A 14,630-nucleotide genomic window follows, 5' to 3' on the forward strand; every position below is an offset into this window, starting at 1 on the left:
GAAAGGTGGGGAAAGGCAGGGGGAGGCGCGGAACCCGCTCAGACGAGAGCGAGCACCGGACGCGGCGGCCCCCGCCGCCCGACGGAGTGCACGAGGAGCCGGGCACGGGAGGCCCGGGGCCGCCCGGCGGGCCGGCCGGCCCGCAGCGGCGCCGGACCGGCGGCCCGGAAGAAGGCCGCCACGAGCAGCAGCGGCCGGAACGCGAAGGCCTCCACCGCGCGGAGCAGCCGGGCCAGCGCCCGCTCCCCGCCGCGCAGCCAGCAGGCCGCCGAGAGCCCCACGCCCACATGGGCCAGGAGCAGCAGCCACGGCAGCGCCGGGTCGGGGGAGTCGAGCAGCGCGGCCGCGCTCCCGCTCTGCGGGGTCACCACACCGGGCAGCGGCGTGCCCACGGCGCCGCCGCAGAAGACGTCCACCCCCACCGCGCGCAGCGAACCGGCGACCGGGCCGCCGGCGGGCCCGTAACAGACCGCCTGCCCGCTGGTGAAGAGGGTGTCGGCGGCCAGCTCCAGCGGGACGAGGAGCCCGGCGATCGGACCGAACCCGCGCTCGCGGCCGGCCAGCGCGTACGCCACGGCGAAGACGGCGACCGCGACCGGGACGACCGTCCCCAGCGGCAGCGGCACGCCGGAGAGCAGCACGTGGGACGCCACGGACAGCGTCACGACCAGTGCCGTGAAGAACGCCGCCCGCAGCGCCCTCAGCTGCGTCCCTGCCATGTCCATCGTCGTGGAGTGTCCCATGCCCGCGCGTAAGACGGCCTTAAGCGCAGCCTGTGGATCCGCCCCTACAGCCCCGGGATCCGGCCGTTGCGGAAGAGGTCCACGAAGATCTGGTGATCCGCCCGCGCCCGCGCGCCGTACGCGTGCGCGAAGTCCACCAGGAGCTCGGCGAAGCCCTCCTCGTCGGCGGCGATCGCCGCGTCGATGGCCCGCTCCGTCGAGAACGGGACCAGGGAGTGACCGCTGGAGTCGTCCGCCGCCGCGTGCATCGTGGCCGTCGCCCGGCCCAGGTCGGCGACGGTGGCCGCGATGTCCTGCGGGTCGTCGATGTCCGACCAGTCGAGGTCCACCGCGTACGGCGACACCTCGGCGACCAGCTGGCCCGCCCCGTCCAGCTCCGTCCAGCCCAGCCACGGGTCGGCGTGCGCCTGGAGCGCCCGCTGCGAGATCACGGTGCGGTGGCCCTCGTGCTGGAAGTACCCCCGTACCGCCGCGTCCGTGACGTGCCGCGAGACCGCCGGGGTCTGCGCCTGCTTGAGGTAGATCACGACGTCGTTCTCCAGGGCGTCGCTGTTGCCCTCCAGGAGGATGTTGTAAGAGGGGAGGCCGGCCGAGCCGATGCCGATCCCGCGCCGCCCGACGACGTCCTTCACCCGGTAGGAGTCGGGGCGGGCGAGCGAGGACTCCGGCAGGGTCTCCAGGTAGCCGTCGAAGGCGGCGAGGACCTTGTACCGGGTGGCCGCGTCCAGCTCGATCGCGCCGCCGCCCGCCGAGAAGCGGCGCTCGAAGTCGCGGATCTCGGTCATCGAGTCGAGCAGCCCGAAGCGGGTCAGCGCCCGGGCCTCGCGCAGGGCGCCGAGCAGCGCCCCGTCCGCGGTCTCCAGGGTGAAGGCGGGGACCTCGTCACCCTTGGCGCCGGTGGCCAGCGCGTGGATCCGCTCCCGGTACGCGCCCGCGTAGATCCGGACGAGCCCGGTGATCTGCTCGTCGCTGAGCGCCTTGGCGTAGCCGATCAGGGCGAGCGAGGCGGACAGCCGCTTGAGGTCCCAGGTGAAGGGGCCGACGTAGGCCTCGTCGAAGTCGTTCACGTTGAAGACGAGCCGGCCGTTGGCGTCCATGTACGTGCCGAAGTTCTCCGCGTGGAGATCGCCGTGGATCCAGACCCGGCCGGTCTGCTCGTCCAGGTAGGGGCCGCCGTGCGTCTCGTGCTCCAGGTCCGCGTAGAACAGGCACGCCGTGCCGCGGTAGAAGGCGAAGGCGGAGCCGGCCATCTTCCGGAACTTGACGCGGAAGGCCGCGGGGTCGGCGGCGAGGAGCTCGCCGAAGGCGGTGTCGAAGACGGCGAGGATGTGCTCACCGCGCTCGGCTGCGGTGGGCTGCGGGACCGACATCGAGGGTGCCTCCTGGTGCAAGACTGCTCATGACAAATGGGACAGGTGTTCCCGTTCTCCCAACGCTCGACGGTACCGGCGAGTGCCCGCGATCTGTCAGTGGGCCGACGTAGACTTCCACGCTGTCCCCCCAGAAATTCATCGGAGGCCTCCCCCGTGACCAAGCCGCCCTTCACGCACCTCCACGTCCACACCCAGTACTCGCTGCTGGACGGTGCCGCGCGGCTGAAGGACATGTTCAACGCGTGCAACGAGATGGGCATGACCCATATCGCCATGTCCGACCACGGCAACCTGCACGGGGCGTACGACTTCTTCCACACCGCGAAGAAGGCCGGGGTCACGCCGATCATCGGCATCGAGGCGTACGTGGCGCCCGAGTCCCGGCGCAACAAGCGGAAGATCCAGTGGGGCCAGCCGCACCAGAAGCGGGACGACGTCTCCGGTTCCGGCGGTTACACCCACAAGACGATCTGGGCGGCCAACGCCACCGGACTCCACAACCTCTTCAAGCTGTCCTCCGACGCGTACGCCGAGGGCTGGCTGCAGAAGTGGCCCCGGATGGACAAGGAGACCATCTCCCAGTGGTCCGAGGGCCTGATCGCCTCCACCGGCTGCCCCTCCGGAGAGCTGCAGACCCGCCTCCGCCTCGGCCAGTTCGACGAGGCCCTGAAGTCCGCCTCCGAGTACCAGGACATCTTCGGCAAGGACCGGTACTTCCTGGAGCTGATGGACCACGGCATCGAGATCGAGCACCGGGTCCGCGACGGGCTCCTGGAGATCGGCAGGAAGCTCGGCATCCCGCCGCTGGTCACGAACGACTCGCACTACACGTACGCGCACGAGGCCGGCGCGCACGACGCCCTGCTCTGCATCCAGACCGGCAAGAACCTCTCGGACCCGGACCGCTTCAAGTTCGACGGCACCGGCTACTACCTCAAGTCCACGGACGAGATGTACGCCGTCGACTCCTCGGACGCCTGGCAGGAGGGCTGCCGCAACACGCTGCTCGTCGCGGAGCAGATCGACACCTCCGGCATGTTCGAGGCCAAGAACCTCATGCCGAAGTTCGACATCCCGGAGGGCTACACCGAGGTCACCTGGTTCCGCGAGGAGACCATGCGCGGCATGGCCCGCCGCTTCCCCGGGGGCATCCCCGAGGACCGCCTCAAGCAGGCGGAGTACGAGATGGACACCATCATCTCGATGGGCTTCCCCGGCTACTTCCTCGTCGTCGCCGACTTCATCATGTGGGCGAAGAAGCAGGGCATCGCCGTGGGTCCCGGCCGAGGCTCCGCGGCCGGCTCGATCGTCGCGTACGCCATGGGCATCACCGACCTCGACCCGATCCCGCACGGTCTGATCTTCGAGCGCTTCCTCAACCCCGAGCGCATCTCGATGCCCGATGTCGACATCGACTTCGACGAGCGTCGGCGCGTCGAGGTGATCCGGTACGTGACCGAGAAGTACGGCGCCGACAAGGTCGCCATGATCGGCACGTACGGAAAGATCAAGGCGAAGAACGCCATCAAGGACTCCGCGCGCGTCCTCGGCTACCCGTACGCCATGGGCGACCGGCTCACCAAGGCCATGCCCGCCGACGTCCTCGGCAAGGGCATCGACCTCAACGGCATCACCGACCCCTCGCACCCGCGCTACAGCGAGGCCGGCGAGATCCGCGCGATGTACGAGAACGAGCCGGACGTCAAGAAGGTCATCGACACCGCCCGGGGCGTCGAGGGCCTGGTCCGCCAGATGGGCGTGCACGCCGCCGGCGTGATCATGTCCAGCGAGCCGATCGTCGACCACGCCCCGATCTGGGTGCGGCACACCGACGGCGTCACCATCACGCAGTGGGACTACCCGCAGTGCGAGTCGCTCGGCCTGCTGAAGATGGACTTCCTCGGCCTGCGCAACCTCACGATCATGGACGACGCCGTCAAGATGGTGAAGTCCAACAAGGGGATCGACATCGATCTCCTGGCGCTGCCGCTCGACGACCAGAAGACCTTCGAACTGCTCCAGCGCGGTGACACCCTCGGCGTCTTCCAGTTCGACGGCGGCCCGATGCGCTCGCTGCTGCGGCTGATGAAGCCCGACAACTTCGAAGACATCTCCGCCGTGTCCGCCCTGTACCGGCCGGGCCCGATGGGCATGAACTCGCACACGAACTACGCCCTGCGCAAGAACGGCCAGCAGGAGATCACCCCGATCCACCCCGAGCTGGAGAAGCCGCTCGAAGAGGTGCTCGCGGTCACCTACGGCCTCATCGTGTACCAGGAGCAGGTGCAGAAGGCCGCCCAGATCATCGCCGGCTACTCGCTCGGCGAGGCCGACATCCTCCGCCGCGTCATGGGCAAGAAGAAGCCCGAGGAGCTGGCGAAGAACTTCACCATCTTCCAGGCCGGCGCCAAGAAGAACGGCTACAGCGACGAGGCCATCCAGGCCCTCTGGGACGTCCTGGTCCCCTTCGCCGGCTACGCCTTCAACAAGGCGCACTCCGCCGCGTACGGCCTGGTCTCCTACTGGACCGCCTACCTCAAGGCCAACCACCCCGCCGAGTACATGGCGGGACTGCTCACCTCGGTCAAGGACGACAAGGACAAGTCCGCGGTCTACCTCAACGAGTGCCGCCGCATGGGCATCAAGGTCCTCCCGCCCAACGTCAACGAGTCCGAGTCGAACTTCGCCGCCCAGGGCGACGACGTGATCCTCTTCGGCCTCTCCGCCATCCGGAACGTCGGCACCAACGTCGTCGAGTCGATCATCAAATCGCGCAAGGCCAAGGGGAAGTACTCCTCCTTCCCCGACTTCCTCGACAAGGTCGAGGCCGTCGTCTGCAACAAGCGGACGGTCGAGTCGCTGATCAAGGCCGGCGCCTTCGACGAGATGGGCCACACCCGCAAGGGCCTGGTCGCCCACCACGAACCCATGATCGACAACGTGGTGGCGGTCAAGCGCAAGGAGGCCGAGGGACAGTTCGACCTCTTCGGCGGGATGGGCGACGAGGCGAGCGACGAGCCCGGCTTCGGCCTGGACGTCGAGTTCTCCGACGTCGAGTGGGAGAAGTCGTACCTGCTCGCCCAGGAGCGCGAGATGCTCGGCCTCTACGTCTCCGACCACCCGCTCTTCGGCATCGAGCACGTCCTGTCCGACAAGACGGACGCGGCGATCTCCCAGCTGACCGGCGGCGAGCACGGCGACGGCGCCGTCGTCACCATCGGCGGCATCATCTCCGGCCTCCAGCGCAAGATGACCAAGCAGGGCAACGCCTGGGCGATCGCCACCGTCGAGGACCTGGCCGGCTCCATCGAGTGCATGTTCTTCCCGGCCACGTACCAGCTGGTCTCCACCCAGCTCGTCGAGGACACGGTCGTCTTCGTCAAGGGCCGCCTCGACAAGCGCGAGGACGTGCCCCGCCTCGTCGCCATGGAGCTGATGGTCCCCGACCTGTCGAACGCCGGGACCAACGCGCCGGTCGTCCTCACCATCCCGACGGTGAAGGTGACCCCGCCGATGGTCAGCAGGCTCGGCGAGATCCTCAAGCACCACAAGGGCAACACCGAGGTGCGGATCAAGCTCCAGGGCCCCCGGAAGACCACCGTGCTCCGGCTCGACCGGCACCGGGTGCAGCCCGATCCGGCGCTCTTCGGCGACCTGAAGGTGCTGCTCGGCCCCTCCTGCCTCGCCGGCTAGCCGCACCGCCCCCACCCACGCGCAAGGGGCGCGCCCGTCGTCACGGGCGCGCCCCTTTGCCGTATGCGAACCGTCAGTTGTGGCCGAAACGCTTCTGACGGCCCTTGCGGGCCATGTCACCCGGAGTGACCTGGCTCGCGCGCTGCTCGGCCTGCGATTCCATCGCCGACTGCTGCGCCTGCTGGGCGCCGCGCTCGGCCGGCGACTGCTGCTTCTGACTGCGGTTCTGGTTGCGGTTCTTGGCCATGGGGTTGCCTCCTCAAAGGGACCTAGGGGCCAGGGCCGCTGTCAGACTCACACACGGTACGAACCGCCGCATGTTGGATCATTACGGAGCGTAGGGGGCGAGCGGGAGTGATACTCGCCACGCCGATGATCCAGTTCCGGACGTCAAGCACCTGGCCGTCGGGCAGACTCGAAGGAACCCGAAGCACCCTTTCGAACCCGAGGCTCCCGAAAGAGGGTGGAACACGTGGACCGCTGCGTCGTCCTGGTGGACGCCGGCTACCTGCTGGGCGCCGCCGCCAGTCTCCTCGCCGGGGAACCGGCCCGCTCCAGGATCACCGTCGACCACGCCGGGCTGATCCAGCAGCTGCGGCAGCGCGCCGAGGCCGAGACCGCGCTGCCCCTCCTGCGGATCTACTGGTTCGACGGCGCGCCCGACCGGGTGCCCCAGCCCGAGCACCGCCGGCTCCGTGTGATGCCCCGGGTCACCGTCCGGCTCGGCGCTCTGACCAGGAGCGACGGGCGCTGGGCGCAGAAGGGCGTCGACGCGGCCATGCACACCGAGCTGACCGAGCTCGCGAGGAACAGGGCCTGCTCCGACATCGTGCTCGTCACCGGCGACGGCGATCTGCTGCCCGGCCTGATGTCGGCCAAGGAGCACGGCGTCGCCGTCCACCTCTGGGCCGTCCAGGCCGCCGACGGCGACTACAACCAGTCCGAGGACCTCGTCGCCGAGGCCGACGAACGGCGGGTCCTCGACCGGGCCTGGATCACCCGCGCCGTCCGCGCCAAGGACCTCACCGGCATCTGCGCGCCGCCGCCCGCCCCGCGCCCGGAGATCGCCGCCATCCTCTCCGCGCCACTGCCCGAGGCGGCCCTCGCCGCCTCCGCCGAACGGGCCGCCGAGGCAGCAGCCGCCGTACGGAACGGGGGACCGGCCCCCGTCGACGCGAACGGCGACGGCGGCCACGAGCACCTCCACCACAACGGACACGTCAACGGCGACGAGCACGGCGACGGCGACGGCGTCCCCGCCCCGGCGTCGCCCGGCAGGGGCGTCCCCACCCCCAAGGACCTGGCGGGACTGCGCGGCCCCGGCGCCCCGGCCACCCAGGTCACACACGGCGCGAGCGCGCTGCGCTGGTCCTCCGACCGGGGCTGGGTCGAGCGCCCCGCCCCCTCCGTCGGCGAACCGGCCGAGACCGCCACCCTGCCCACCCTCGCCACGCTCACCAGCGCCGAGCAGCGCTGGGCCGACCGCGAGGAGGACATCACCACCGTCGGCGGCGACCCCTTCGAGGTCGGACAGGTGTTCGCCCGCCGCTGGATGGAACGGCTCCCCGAGCAGAGCCACGTCCAGAAGCTCTCCACCCTGTACCCGCGCATCCCGCACCGCATCGACGGCGAACTCCTCCGCTACGCCGCCCGTTTCGGACTTCTCGCCCACAAGGACGACCAGATCGACGAGCACGACCGGTACGCCATCCGGGCCGGGTTCTGGCGCGAGATCGACGTCCGGGCCGCCGCCGAACACGCCCCCGCGCCCGGAGCGGCCCCGCCGACCCCGTAGGCTCTTCCCCCGTGAGTACGGTGTGCGTGGTGCGGGATCTGGTCAAGACGTACCCCGCCACGCGCGGCAGGCGAGGCGCGCCCGCGACCCCCGAGGTGCGGGCCACCGACGGGATCAGCCTCGACGTGCGCGGCGGCGAGATCTTCGGCCTGCTCGGCCCCAACGGCGCCGGCAAGTCCACCCTCGTCCGCCAGCTCACCGGGCTCATGCGCCCCGACTCCGGCACCGTCGAACTCCTCGGCCACGACCTGGTGCGCCACCCCGAGCGGGCGGCACGGCTCCTCGCCTACCTCGGCCAGGAGTCCACCGCCCTCGACGAGCTGACCGTCTCCCTCGCCGCCGAGACCACCGGACGCCTCCGCGGCCTCACCGCCCACGACGCCCGCGCCGAGCGCGACGCCGTCCTGGACGAGCTCGGGCTCGGCGAGATCGCCGGCCGCCCCCTCAAGAAGCTCTCCGGCGGACAGCGCCGGCTCGCCTGTTTCGCCGCCGCACTCGTCGGCCGCCGGCCCGTCCTCGTCCTCGACGAACCCACCACCGGCATGGACCCGGTCGCCCGGCGCGCCGTCTGGGCCGCCGTCGACCGGCGCCGCGCCGAGCACGGCACCACCGTGCTCCTCGTCACCCACAACGTCATCGAGGCCGAGACCGTCCTCGACCGGGTCGCCGTCCTCGACCGCGGCCGGGTCATCGCCTGCGACACCCCCGCGGGCCTCAAGGAGCGGGTCGCCGGCGAGGTCCGCGTCGAGCTGGTGTGGCGCGACACGCCGCCGCTCCACCTCCCCGAGGTCGCCGAGCTGCGCGCGCACGCCCAGGAGACCGGACGCCGCTGGCACCTCCGGCTCGCCCCCGACGCCGCCCGCGCGGCCGTCGCCACCGTCACCGGCGGGGCGGCGTTCGCCGCGCTCGACGACTTCACCCTGGCCACGCCCAGCCTGGAGGACGTGTACCTCGCGCTGGGCGGCGCGACCGAGGGGCTGGTGAAGGCGTGACCCGCCACGAACCGCCCGTGACCGTCAGGAGCTGTACGCAGTGAGCACCGTGCCCGCCGAGGTCCTGCCGACCGGCGCGCTCCCCGCCACGAGCCGGGACGAGGACGGCGCCGCGCCCCTCGCCCCGCGCGCCCGGCTCCTTCCGGCGCTGGCCGCGGTCTACCGCGCCCAGCTCTCCCGGGCCCGTGTCGCCCGGATCCCGCTGCTCTTCGTCGCCACCTTCCAGTCCATCGGGATCATGGTCCTGATGCGCGGGGTCGTCGACGGCGGCTCGGAGGCGCGCGCCGTCGTGGCCGGCTCCACCGTCCTCGTCGTCGCCTTCGTCGCGCTCAACCTGCTCGCCCAGTACTTCGGGCAGCTGCGGGCCGGCGGCGGCCTCGACCACTACGCCACCCTGCCCGTGCCGCCCGCCGCCGTCGTGCTCGGCGCGGCCGGGGCGTACGCCTCCTTCACCGTGCCCGGGACCGCCGTCACGGCCGTCGCCGGCTCCGTGCTCTTCGGGCTGCCCCTCGGCCACCTGTGGATCCTCGGCGCCGTCGTGCCGCTCGCCGGGGCGGCGCTCGCCGGGCTCGGCGCGGCGCTCGGGCTCCTCGCGCCCCGCCAGGAGCTGGCCACCCTCCTCGGCCAGCTCGGCATGTCGGCGGCCCTGCTCCTCGGCGTCCTCCCGGCCGAGCGGCTGCCGGGACCGATCGGCTGGGCGCGGGACCTGCTGCCGTCGACGTACGGCGTGGAGGCCCTGGCCCGCACCTTCGACCCGCACCCCGACTGGGCGGCCGTCGCCGTCGACCTCGCCGTGTGCGGGGCCGTCGGCCTCGTCTCGCTCGCCGTCGCCACCTGGGCCTACCGGCGGGCCGCCGTCCGCTGAGGCCGGGGTACGCGTGGGCCGCGGTCGCCTGGACCCGGGCCTTCGCATGGGCCGCGGTCGCCTGGACCCGGGCCTTCGCATGGGCCGCGGTCGGCTGGACCCGGGCCTTCGCATGGGCCGCGGTCGCCTGGACCCGGGCCTACGCGTGGGTCGCGGTCGGCCGAGGCCGGGCCTACGCGTGGGCCGCCGTCCGCTGAGGCGGGCCACAGGGACACCTGGCACGATGGCGGGGTGACCGCACCTCTGACTCCGCCTCACCAGCCGCAGCCGCACGATCCCGACCGGCCCCCGCCAACTCCGCCGTTCGACGGCCCGGCCGGTGACCCGATCACGGCTGCCGAGGTCGTGCAGGGCGTGCTGGTGACCCTCGTCTCCGCGGTCGCGGGAGCGCTCCTCGGAGTCCTGTGGCTGAACCTGGCCCCGCGCGTCCTGCTGATCTCGGACGGCAAGGGCGTCTACCTCCGGAACTCGGAGGGGGAGCAGGCGATCGGCGCCGACGGAACGTTCGTGCTCCTCGCGCTCGCCTTCGGCGCGGTCGCCGCGCTCGTGGTCTTCCTGCTGCGCCGCAAGGGCGGCGTCCCGCTCGTGCTCGGACTGGCCCTCGGCGGCGTCCTGGGCTCGCTGCTCGCCTGGGGGATCGGCACCTACTTCGGCCCCACCGACGACGTGGTCGCCCACGCGAAGGCCGTCGGCCCGAACGTCGCCTTCGAGGCGCCGCTCGAACTGAACCTGGGGGCCGCCGCGATGCTGGCCTGGCCGCTCGCCGCGATGATCGTCCACCTGGCGCTCACGGCCGCCTTCGGCCCCCGCGACCCGGAGCCGGAACCCTGGGGGCAGCCGAAGCCGTACACCCAGGGGCCGAGCACACACTGACGACCCCGCGAGGGCCTGTCCGACCGTTCGCGTCGGGCAGGCCCTTCGCCGTGCCCGAGCTCAGGCGCGGCCGATCGGGGCCAGGACCGCCGAGGTGAGGGCGGCCAGGTCCGCGGGGGAGAGCTCCACCTCGAGGCCGCGCCGGCCCGCCGAGATGCAGACCGTCGCGTGGTCCGAGGCCGAGGAGTCGAGGACGGTACGGAGCCGCTTGCGCTGGCCCAGCGGGGAGATGCCGCCCCGGACGTACCCCGTCGTGCGCTCCGCAGCAGCCGGGTCGGCCATCGCGGCCCGCTTCCCGCCGACCGCCGAGGCCAGGGCCTTCAGGTCCAGCTGGCCCGCCACCGGGACCACCGCGACCGTCAGCTCGCCGTCGACGTCCGCGACCAGCGTCTTGAAGACCCGGTCGGGGGAGACGCCGAGGGCCTCCGCCGCCTCCTCGCCGTACGAGGGCGAGGCCGGGTCGTGCTCGTACGCGTGCAGGGTGAACGGGGTGCCGGCCGCCGTCAGGGCCACCGTCGCCGGAGTGCCTCCGCTGTTCTTCTTCTGCTTCTTCGCCACGCGCGTTCTTCCTGGGCCGGGCCCGGTCGGATCAGTTCGGGTACGTCGGGGTCTGCGTCAGGTCCACCACCGGCAGCGACGGCAGATGCCGCAGCACCGCGGTCTCCGCGCGCAGCAGCGTCAGTTCCTCCCGCAGCCGGGTCGCCGTGTCCGGCGCCTGGAGCAGCCGCTGCTTGGACGGGGTGTCGAGCACCGCGGCCGCCGCGACCAGGTACGACACCACCGAGGGCTCGTCCGGCAGCTCACTCGTCGTCAGGGAACGCTCCCGGGCACCGGCGAGCCGCTTCTGGTAGCTACGGAAGGCGCGCAGCACCCCCTCGGCGAGCGTGCCCGCCTCCTCGCCCTGCTCCTCGGGGATCTCCTCGACCTCGGCCGTCAGGAACGGCCCGGTCGCGTCGACCGACAGCAGCTTCACCCGGGTCGTACCGGTCGCCATCACCTCGAAGCTGCCGTCGGCGCGCTCCCGGATCGACGCCGCGTCGGCGACGCAGCCGACCCGGTGGAAGGACTGGATGGGATCGGAGCCGAAGCCCGCCGACGGGCCCTTCTCCGGCAGCGCCGTCCGGTCCGGCATGCCCGGAGCCGTGGGCGCGACCTCGCGGCCGTCGCGGATGGCGACGACGGCGAATCGGCGCGGCTCCGCGTCGTCGATCGTGAGCAGCTCGCGCATCATGGCGCGATAACGCTCCTCGAAGACGTTCAGCGGCAGCACGAGGCCGGGGAACAGCACCGCGTTGAGCGGGAAGAGAGGCAGGCGAGCGGTGGTCACAGCCGCCAAGCCTAATGGCCGCCGGGCCCGCCCCGTCCGGCCCTTCCACGACCCGAGCCACGGAGAGGTGTCCGGCGGGCCAGTTCGCCCCGTACCCGGTCCCGCGCGGCCAGGAAGCGGAGGAGGGGGTCCCCCGCCGCGGCAGCCCGCGCGGCACCCCAGGGGAACGAGGTCGCGAACGGGCCGATCCGCCCGAACTCCCCCCACGCCTCCTCCCAGCGCCCCAGCTCCACCAGCACGTACGCGAGCAGGTTGCGGACCTCGGCCGGCCACGGGTCGCCCGCCGGGAACTCCGCCGACAGGGCCAGGGCGCGGACCACCGCCCGGTCGACCCGCGCGGCCGGCACGGACCCGTCGGGACCCGGCGGCACCCGGAGCCCGTCGTAGGCCGCGCGGACCGGCAGCGCCCCGACGAGCGAGCCGGGGGCGGCGTCGTCGGCGGCCTGCTCGGCGAAGTCGAAGGCGGCGCGGTGCGAGCCGTACCACTGCGCGGAGAGGTACTTCAGCGCGGCGACATGGCAGCCGTAGTGGTGCGGGGAACGGCGCACGGCCTGCTCCCACAGCGACTCGAAGACCGCGTGTCCGGCGTGCGCCCCGCGCGCGTGGTCGAGCGCCAGCCGCCACGGCACCGGGTCGTGCGGCGCCTCCTCGGCGGTCTCCCGGATCAGCGGGGCGAGCTCGCGCAGCCGCTCGGCCCGCGCCGGGGACTCCCAGGCGCGGCGGACGGCGAGCTGCGCGGAGACGAGGAGCGCGTCGGGATCGCGGGGTGTGGTGGAGACCCAGCGGGTGAGCCAGTCGCCCCTGCTGTACGCGAAGGTGGCGAGCCGGGTCACGTACCGGTCGCGGTCCTCCCACTCGCCGCCGTCCCGGGTGGTGGCGAGCAGCTTCGCCGCGGGCTCCGGATCGCCGAGGGCGGCGGCGACCAGGGCGGGGGCGAGCCGCTCGTCCGGGGCGTCGAGCAGCACGTCGTCGTCCGGCACGAACCCCGCGGCGAGCCGCGGTGCGTGCCGGGCCGAGCGGAGGGTGCCGACCAGGGCGCGGAGGAAGGACATGGTGCTGTGCATTCTCCCCCGGCCCGGCCCGCCCCGGCAGCCGCATCACGAGGTCGCGACAGCACTCTCACCTGGTGGTGACACCGTCCTCACCCCCTCGGCGGGGGCCGCCGTCCTCAGCCCCTCCGCAGCAACCGTGTCGCGCCCGCCGCCACGGTCGTCGCGAGGATCCAGCCGAGGAGGATCAGGGCCGCCGCCGCCCACTGCCACATGCCTTCGAGCCGCCAGTAGCCGTCCTGGCCCAGGTTGATCACGGGAAGCAGCAGGTCGAGCGCGTACAGCGTGCCGTTCCACTCGGGCGCCTCGTCCGCCTTCATCGGTATCGGGCGGTAGTGGGAGAAGGCCACCGTGCCGGCCGCCCACAGCACGGCCATCCACAGCGCCGCCCGGCCCGGCCGGTAGCCGTACGCCACGGTCCAGTCCTGGAGGTAGCCCCACAGCTTCCCCGCGATCGGCAGGGTCTCCCGTCTGCGCCGCTGCTTGGCGAGCAGCACCTCGCGGGCGTCGGCGTCCTCGCCGCTGTTCCGCAGGACCGTCGCGAGCCGCTCGTAGGGCTCGGGGGCGTACTCCGGGGTGGCCGCCGCCACCCACTCGAGCCGCCGGGCCAGCGGGAAGTGTCCGTACGGCACGAGGTTCTCGTAGACGAAGCCGCCCATCGCCAGCCCGCCGGGTCCCGGCCAGCTCGTCGACAGGTCGATCAGGGTGACGACCTTCGCGCCGTTGAGCACGACCCGGCCCTCCTCCGGCCGCTCGCCGTTGAACCGCAGCTCCGGGGTGACGATCCGGCGCAGCGACAGCTCGTCCCGGCGCGCGCCGTTCAGCAGGAACCGGGCGCTGTGCAGGTCCACCGCGTCACCGAAGCGGCCGTCGTCGAGCCGCACCCCGCCGTGGCACTCCACCGGCTTGCGGCGGGTGCCCTGCGCGGGCGTCACCCCGTACGGCGGGGTGGCCGTGGTGTTCCCCGTCCGGCCCGAGCCCGTCTCCTCGTACACCCAGGCCGCGTTCAGATAGAGCGAGCGCTCCACCGTCAGCTGCGGGGCGTTCAGCGCGCGGCGGCCCTGGGCCCCGCGCAGCACGCTGCCCCGGAGGCTGAGCGAGACCCCCACCTTCGCCCCGCGCAGGCTCAGCTCCCCGTGGGTCTCGATCAGCTCGGCCTGGAGGTCCTGGGCGACCACCATCCCGTCCGCCGTGATCGCCCGCCCGCGCCGGTCCGGCCACACCTGGATCTGGTTGATCAGCAGGTCCGTGCCGATCTGGGCGTCCGTCAGCCGGATGCCGCGGCGCACCCGGCAGCGCGGCAGGTGCAGGTCCCCCTCCGTGTGCAGCCGGGCCGCCTCCAGGCGCGGCAGCACGCACTCGATCATCCGCAGCGTGCCGAACCGGGCCTCGGGCAGCACCACCTCGCCGTCGAACCGGCAGCCGTGCAGCTCCACGTACGGCCCTATCGTCCCGCCCGCCAGGTTCAGCACGCCGGTGATCCTGACCCCGCGCAGTTTCAGCGCGGCCACCCGCCCGGACCGCGCCGGCGGCCCGTCGAGCAGCAGCAGCGCCACCACGTCGGCGCGGACGCTCCGCTCCTCCCCCCACTCCCGTCCCCCGAAGGGGTCGTCCCGCTCCGCGATGCCCTCCGTGAGATCGCAGGTCCTGCCGATCCGGAACGCCCGCCACACGGCCCGCTCCGGGCCCGTGAGACCCTCCGGCATCCCGTCCTCGTGCGGCTCGGTCACTGCCGCCCCCTCGCTTTCCCCGATGCGCTCCCACGATTCCGCTTCCCGGGATTCGTGGATTCGTACAGTCGTTCTTCCCGCGCTGTGACGGGCTGAACGCTAACGGTCAGGAGTGGCGAGGAGACGCCACCGTGGCGTGTATCAGCCAGTGATACGGGCGACCGGCGCTGTGGGCCGTCTGAGAGAATTG

12 protein-coding genes are annotated in these 14,630 nt (G+C 72.6%); 5 read left to right on the plus strand and 7 right to left on the minus strand.

The annotated features are described in order from the left end of the window. Window positions 1–38: 38 nt before the first annotated feature. Together ACF07V_RS10510 and ACF07V_RS10515 are read right to left on the minus strand one after the other, a co-directional pair. Complete coding sequence (locus ACF07V_RS10510; RefSeq protein WP_392153014.1) at window positions 39–725, minus strand: hypothetical protein; 687 nt, start codon at window positions 723–725, stop codon at window positions 39–41. A 62-nt stretch (window positions 726–787) separates the two neighbouring features. Continuing rightward, window positions 788–2,113 carry a DUF2252 domain-containing protein gene (locus ACF07V_RS10515; protein WP_392153015.1) on the minus strand — a complete coding sequence of 442 codons (1,326 nt, stop codon included), beginning with the start codon at window positions 2,111–2,113 and terminating at the stop codon, window positions 788–790. Between the two features lie 156 nt (window positions 2,114–2,269). Between ACF07V_RS10515 and dnaE the strand changes: the two genes are divergently transcribed. Beyond that, a complete protein-coding gene (gene dnaE / locus ACF07V_RS10520) occupies window positions 2,270–5,809 on the plus strand; it encodes a DNA polymerase III subunit alpha (protein ID WP_392153016.1) in 3,540 nt (1,179 codons plus the stop codon). A gap of 73 nt (window positions 5,810–5,882) precedes the next feature. On the opposite strand, the gene ACF07V_RS10525 is transcribed toward dnaE, so the two are convergent. Next, window positions 5,883–6,056: a hypothetical protein gene (locus ACF07V_RS10525; RefSeq protein WP_191094710.1), complete on the minus strand. Its 174-nt coding sequence runs from the start codon at window positions 6,054–6,056 to the stop codon at window positions 5,883–5,885. Between the two features lie 216 nt (window positions 6,057–6,272). On the opposite strand from ACF07V_RS10525, the gene ACF07V_RS10530 reads away from it, so the two are divergent. The 4 genes from ACF07V_RS10530 to ACF07V_RS10545 all read left to right on the plus strand — a co-directional run bounded on the left by ACF07V_RS10530 (window position 6,273) and on the right by ACF07V_RS10545 (window position 10,334). After that, on the plus strand, window positions 6,273–7,604 hold the full coding sequence (locus ACF07V_RS10530; RefSeq protein ID WP_392153017.1) for an NYN domain-containing protein: 1,332 nt from the start codon (window positions 6,273–6,275) through the stop codon (window positions 7,602–7,604). Between the two features lie 20 nt (window positions 7,605–7,624). Then, window positions 7,625–8,596, plus strand: coding sequence for an ABC transporter ATP-binding protein (locus ACF07V_RS10535; RefSeq protein WP_392153429.1), 972 nt, complete (start codon window positions 7,625–7,627; stop codon window positions 8,594–8,596). A gap of 40 nt (window positions 8,597–8,636) precedes the next feature. Beyond that, the gene (locus ACF07V_RS10540; protein WP_392153019.1) at window positions 8,637–9,461 is read left to right on the plus strand and encodes an ABC transporter permease; all 825 of its coding nucleotides are present in this window, start codon (window positions 8,637–8,639) and stop codon (window positions 9,459–9,461) included. A 231-nt stretch (window positions 9,462–9,692) separates the two neighbouring features. Next, window positions 9,693–10,334: a DUF2567 domain-containing protein gene (locus ACF07V_RS10545; protein ID WP_392153020.1), complete on the plus strand. Its 642-nt coding sequence runs from the start codon at window positions 9,693–9,695 to the stop codon at window positions 10,332–10,334. Between the two features lie 60 nt (window positions 10,335–10,394). Here the strand turns inward: ACF07V_RS10545 and ybaK are convergent, their stop codons facing one another. From ybaK to ACF07V_RS10565, 4 genes are all read right to left on the minus strand, one after another. Continuing rightward, complete coding sequence (gene ybaK, locus ACF07V_RS10550; RefSeq protein ID WP_392153021.1) at window positions 10,395–10,892, minus strand: Cys-tRNA(Pro) deacylase; 498 nt, start codon at window positions 10,890–10,892, stop codon at window positions 10,395–10,397. 31 nt (window positions 10,893–10,923) lie between these two features. Further along, complete coding sequence (locus ACF07V_RS10555) at window positions 10,924–11,661, minus strand: LON peptidase substrate-binding domain-containing protein (RefSeq protein WP_392153022.1); 738 nt, start codon at window positions 11,659–11,661, stop codon at window positions 10,924–10,926. Between the two features lie 11 nt (window positions 11,662–11,672). Beyond that, window positions 11,673–12,725 carry a hypothetical protein gene (locus tag ACF07V_RS10560; protein WP_392153023.1) on the minus strand — a complete coding sequence of 351 codons (1,053 nt, stop codon included), beginning with the start codon at window positions 12,723–12,725 and terminating at the stop codon, window positions 11,673–11,675. A 104-nt stretch (window positions 12,726–12,829) separates the two neighbouring features. Continuing rightward, window positions 12,830–14,440 (minus strand): oxidoreductase, encoded by a 1,611-nt coding sequence (locus ACF07V_RS10565; protein ID WP_392153024.1) that lies wholly within the window; start codon window positions 14,438–14,440, stop codon window positions 12,830–12,832. Window positions 14,441–14,630: the final 190 nt, after the last annotated feature.

The organism is Streptomyces sp. NPDC015661 (genome assembly GCF_043077765.1).
In the GTDB taxonomy this organism is placed as follows: domain Bacteria; phylum Actinomycetota; class Actinomycetes; order Streptomycetales; family Streptomycetaceae; genus Streptomyces.

Excerpts from the sequence above, each read along its gene's own strand:
- ACF07V_RS10510 (WP_392153014.1), bottom strand. The coding sequence starts at position 725 with ATGGACATGGCAGGGACGCAGCTGAGGGCGCTGCGGGCGGCGTTCTTC.
- ACF07V_RS10515 (WP_392153015.1), bottom strand. The coding sequence starts at position 2,113 with ATGTCGGTCCCGCAGCCCACCGCAGCCGAGCGCGGTGAGCACATCCTC.
- ACF07V_RS10525 (WP_191094710.1), bottom strand. The coding sequence starts at position 6,056 with ATGGCCAAGAACCGCAACCAGAACCGCAGTCAGAAGCAGCAGTCGCCG.
- ACF07V_RS10560 (WP_392153023.1), bottom strand. The coding sequence starts at position 12,725 with ATGCACAGCACCATGTCCTTCCTCCGCGCCCTGGTCGGCACCCTCCGC.